The sequence below is a fragment of the Candidatus Latescibacter sp. genome, assembly GCA_030692375.1.
Classification (GTDB): Bacteria; Latescibacterota; Latescibacteria; order Latescibacterales; family Latescibacteraceae; genus JAUYCD01.
Window position 1 is genome coordinate 1 of record JAUYCD010000240.1, and the last position, 4,745, is coordinate 4,745.

Annotated in this window: 3 protein-coding genes; 1 reads left to right on the top strand and 2 read right to left on the bottom strand. The window is 50.8% G+C overall.

Going from position 1 to position 4,745, the window contains the following annotated elements:
• Positions 1-53 precede the first annotated feature (53 nt).
• Together Q8O92_14555 and Q8O92_14560 are read right to left on the bottom strand one after the other, a co-directional pair.
• On the bottom strand, positions 54-155 hold the full coding sequence (locus Q8O92_14555) for a hypothetical protein (GenBank protein MDP2984537.1): 102 nt from the start codon (positions 153-155) through the stop codon (positions 54-56).
• 393 nt (positions 156-548) lie between these two features.
• A complete protein-coding gene (locus tag Q8O92_14560) occupies positions 549-2,756 on the bottom strand; it encodes a M23 family metallopeptidase (GenBank protein MDP2984538.1) in 2,208 nt (735 codons plus the stop codon).
• A gap of 193 nt (positions 2,757-2,949) precedes the next feature.
• On the opposite strand from Q8O92_14560, the gene Q8O92_14565 reads away from it, so the two are divergent.
• Positions 2,950-4,745 (top strand): peptidylprolyl isomerase (locus Q8O92_14565; GenBank protein MDP2984539.1); only part of this gene is annotated, 1,796 nt, incomplete at its 3' end.

Below are 4,745 nucleotides of genomic sequence, written 5' to 3' on the forward strand. Positions count from 1 at the left end.
CCGGGTGAGGTTTTTTTGAGCGTTGGCTATAACAAGATGCTTTTGCCGGATCATCATATCTTCTTTCCGAAGAATTGCTCACGCCTGAAACCCAACATCTCCACTAAGAACGGATTCACATCGACGATCATCCCTGTCTCAGCATCCAGGATCAAGATGCCGTCTCGCGCCGCTTCAAAGAGGCTCCGATAGCGGGCTTCTGAAACGATTAGCGACTCCGCACCCTTTCAGATTTCGATTCGGCGTGGGCTGTTGCTGTCGCGCTTAACCGCGGCTTGCTTTTTTTGCCCTGAGGGGATTTTACAATTTTCTCTGTGTGCTTCATTTTCACTCCTGAGATACCATTTCCCGGAACATCGATAATAATATATTTACACTTGCTATTTTGTCAAGCATAATTTATATTTTTAGTATATTCCTGATGAACCGGAAAAAAGAATGCCGAAAAATGTCACAACATAAGAACACTATAGCAACTTCTTAAGCGGTGAGTTCTTTTTCTTACATCATACAAAATTATCTTGTCATCTATTGAAAAATACCCCTTTTCACCGAACTGTAAACTGCCAGGCGATACTTTTTGTATTTCCAGCGCGGTCTGTCGCTTTTGCCTGCACCTCGTGCCGGCCGGAAGGGAGATTCTTTCTCATCATATACCTGACCAGATCGGAAGCAGGCATGTACTCACCGTAAACCGGCTGGCTGTCGACAGTCAGGGAGATGCTGTCCGAGCCTGCCAGCCCGGATTCATTATCTCTCACCCTGACTGCGATCTCCGGACGTCTTGCGGTGAGCAGGCTTCCCGGACGGGGAGAGACCGCTAAAACAACCGGCGCGATGCTGTCCACCAGAACTGCCACACATCCTGAACCCTTAAATCGAGCCGAAAAGTTTTTGCCTCTTATCTGACCGGAGAGGCAATGCCATCTTCCTCTATCTCCTCCCGCATAAATCAACGCATCGGCGGGAGGCTCTTCAGAAAGTCGGAAGGTGACGGCAGCGGAAGATTTGATCGGCTCATCTCCCCATTGCACCCGATATACAGGGGAGATGACGGTGAAACCTTCGGGAGTGTCCGTTTCCGCTTTGGTGACTTTTACCGGAACCGGGCGGTATACCGCGCCAGGGCTCACACGAAGCGAAAAAGAACTGTCGGATGAGCATATCTCACCGTTGAATGCCGTATCTACCAGGGTATAATTTACGAATTCGGTTGTTACGCTTTCCCGAAGGGAGGGCGAGCGCGCGCGGACATTGATGAAAAGAGCAGACTGTCCCATCCTGACTAAAGGGATACCGGCGATCCAGGAGGTTTCCCCGGTCGGTGTCATGGTCAGCTCTTTTTTCCTGCCGCCGGTCTCTATAAACCAGAACGAAGGGAGCGAAGCCAGAGGCCCGGAAGCGGTCAGAAAAATCACTGCCCGGTCATGGAGAAACTTCACATTCAGATTGATTACTCTTTTGTCTTGTGAGTTTTGGGAGAGAGGATCGTACCGGAGTATGCAGGGGAGAGACCTTGAAGTATCGCGGGCAATCAGAAAGACCTTGCAGGTCATGGGGTTATCGCCCATCGATTCACGGATATCGCATTCCTTTTCCCCTGCCGGGATGGAACGGTCAAGTTTCCAGACAGCGCCGTTCCTTTTCCATATTTCCACACGATCCAGAACATCCGCGGAGTGTTTTCCCCCCACCCGCAGTATCCCTCCCGGCATGAACTCGCAGGCGGTAAAAACGGGCCTCGCTCCATAGACGACGGTAAGAGTCTTTTCTGCATGGTTGCCTGAAAAATCCGCAGCTTCCACACGGAGGATATGCTGTTTGGCCGGGAAGGAAGGAAATATGAAAAGTAACCCATCTCCCCGGTAGAACTCAAGAGGATTTCCATCCCGCCGGAACAAGGCCGATAGAATTCCCCGTGCGCCGTATGAATCTCCGGAAAGGTAATCGAGCCCGCCGTAACTGTTTTCTTGAGCCAGGAGCCGGTCGTAGGTTTTGGAAAAAACCATAGTGGAATCTACTGTGAGAGAAGCGCTGTAGATGCCCGTGTGGACTAGCGATTCGCCGAGCCGATCGGAAAAAGCGGCGACGACGCCGATTCTCCCGGTAAGATGCAATTTCTCCCCGGAGCGGGGATTATATCGTACCGGCAGAGGAGAGCTGTCAACAGAGCTGTTCCGGTCGAGCGGTACCAGGAGCACATCTCCTATCTCCGGCGGAACTGAATCTGTCGTTGTAAGCCCCTGGCCCAGGATATTCAGGAGGGTGTCATCGCTGTCCTTGAGCTCCATGTGCAGGTGCGGAGTGCTGTTGCCGCTGTTTCCCGACCAGCAGATAACCTCTCCCTTCCGGGCGCGGAGCTCCTGAGGTTTCAGGGTCAGCTCCACATCCCAGGAATGCTCTTTTTCCCGAAGGTCTTCCAGGCGTTCCTCGATAACCGGCAGGAATCGGGACAGATGGGCAAACACTACCGTTTTACCGCTGTCCAGGGTGAAACAGAGCATTTTACCGTATCCGAACGGTGAAGTGGCCGCTTTGGAAATGAAACCTTCGGAAGGAGCATACACCCTTTTCCCGATTACTCCATCGGAAGTGAAATCAACGCCGAAATGAAATCTCCCGGGACGCGGCTCGGCAAATGTAGAGGTAATTATCTCTTTTGCATCGATGGGCCAGATGAAATCCTCTGCCAGGGAGAAAGATACCGTGTTAAGGGATCCAATACAGAACAGGAGCAGGAAAAGATGAGAGCGCATTATACTGTAAGACCTTGGGTAACAGGAATACATTTTTTTTATAATACTCACAAGTTAGACAGAGGTGCAAGATGTTTTATGGCATTGTGCAAATTTTCGGTTGATTTCAACACAATAAAACAGTAAATTATTACGCTTGAAGGTATTAAATCTCGAAAATAATGCATGGCATACTGTATAGAGGAGCGAATGAATGTTAAAAACACTGAGGTCGAGCACCAAATGGGTGATGATCACCGTCGCGGTTTGCTTTGTGGGCATGATGGTTTTTGCCTGGGGTATGGATATTACCGGCAGGAAGACCAGGAGCGGGCTTTCCGCGCATTATCTGGGGGCTATTAACGGGCAGAAGATAACCTATGATACCTATAATCGCCTCCTCCAGCAAAAACGTGAATCGACGGGCCAGAAACAGCGGACGACTCTTGACCAGGACCGTCAATTGCAGGACGAAGTCTGGAATGACATAGTTACCCAAACTCTGGTAGAGCAGGAAATTCAAAAAAGGAAGATTACTTTTACCGATAAAGAGCTGGTAAATTTCATGCTCAATTATCCGGTGCAGATTGCCCAGCAGATCCAGACTTTCAAGAATCCAGACGGTACTTTCAGCATCGAGAAATATCGCTCATTCCTCCAGAATCCCGCCAATCTGAAGGATCCCCGGAGCAAACCGCTCGTGGATTATATAGAGACGCAGGCCAGGACATCGCTTCCTCTCGTCAAATTCCAGAGAGAGCTGACCGGAGGGATTGTCATCCCCGATGTGAAGGTCCGGGGAAAGTGGCTCATGGATAATGAGATGCGTAAAGCGGAATGGGTGTTTTTACCGATTTCTCGTCTGAATAATGTTGGACGAACTCTTGACTCCAAGACAGTTCAGGCACATTATGACAAACATAAGGCCGAGTATAAACGTGACGAGGCGCGATCTGTGGACATTGTTTTCTTCAGGCTTGAACCGACTCCTCAGGACAGCGCCGAAGTAGTGGACCGCGCCAAGGTCATCTATGAGCGTGCAATGAAGGGTGAGGATTTCGCCGAGCTTGCCAACGGTTATTCCGAGGATCCCGGTAACGCAGGCCCGGACGGCAAGGGAATAGGGGGGAATCTGGGATATATTACCCGCGGGAGAATGGTGAAGCAGTTCGATGATGTAGCATTCAGTCTGAAACCGGGCGAAATCTCACCACCGTTTCAAACTCAGTTCGGATATCACATTGTGAAGGTTGATTCGGTCAAATACAAGGAAGAACCGGCAACTGCAGCCAAGAAGGGTAAAGCGAAGCCCAAAACTTCTCCGACCGAAGTCGACCAGGTAAAAGTCAGCCATATTCTCCTGAAAATCGAGCCGTCCACTCAGACCCGCGATAAAGTGGAAAACACTGCCAATTCCTTTTACGAGAGCGTAAATGGCGGGCAGGATTTCGCCGCCCAGGTAAAAAAATCCAACCTTCAGACAGTGCGCACCCCCCTGTTTCAGAAGAAGGACATGTATGTTCCCTATATAGGCGGCTCCCTGATGCTTGTCAACCGGGTCTTCCATGCCGGGCAAGGCGATGTGCTTACGCGGCATCAGGTTGACCAGGGATATTTCATCATCAGAGTGGCGGAAGTGAAACCGGCGGGAATACCATCTCTCGAAGAGGTCAGGAATCAGGTGGAGGCCGAGGTCCGTGACGAGGTCCGCATTCAGTATGCCGCCGATTTCGCCTCCCGTGTTCTGGAACGTATGAAGGCCGGTAAGACCCTGCCGGAAGCTGTTGCGGCCGATTCGGTCAAGACCGCGGATGTAAAGAACAACATAGTCAGCCGCGGGGGTGCGGCGGAAGGACTCGGCGCCATGAATCCGCTTGTCGCCAAGTTGTTCACGCTTAAAAATCCCGGCGAAAATACAGGCGTGGTGAAATCCGAAACGGGAGCAGGGATCGCAGTGCTTGAGGAAAAGTTTCCGGTGGATGATACCAAATTCCAGACTGAGCGTGAACA

Coding starts and splice junctions, on each gene's coding strand:
- Q8O92_14560 (MDP2984538.1), bottom strand. CDS start 2,756: ATGCGCTCTCATCTTTTCCTGCTCCTGTTCTGTATTGGATCCCTTAAC.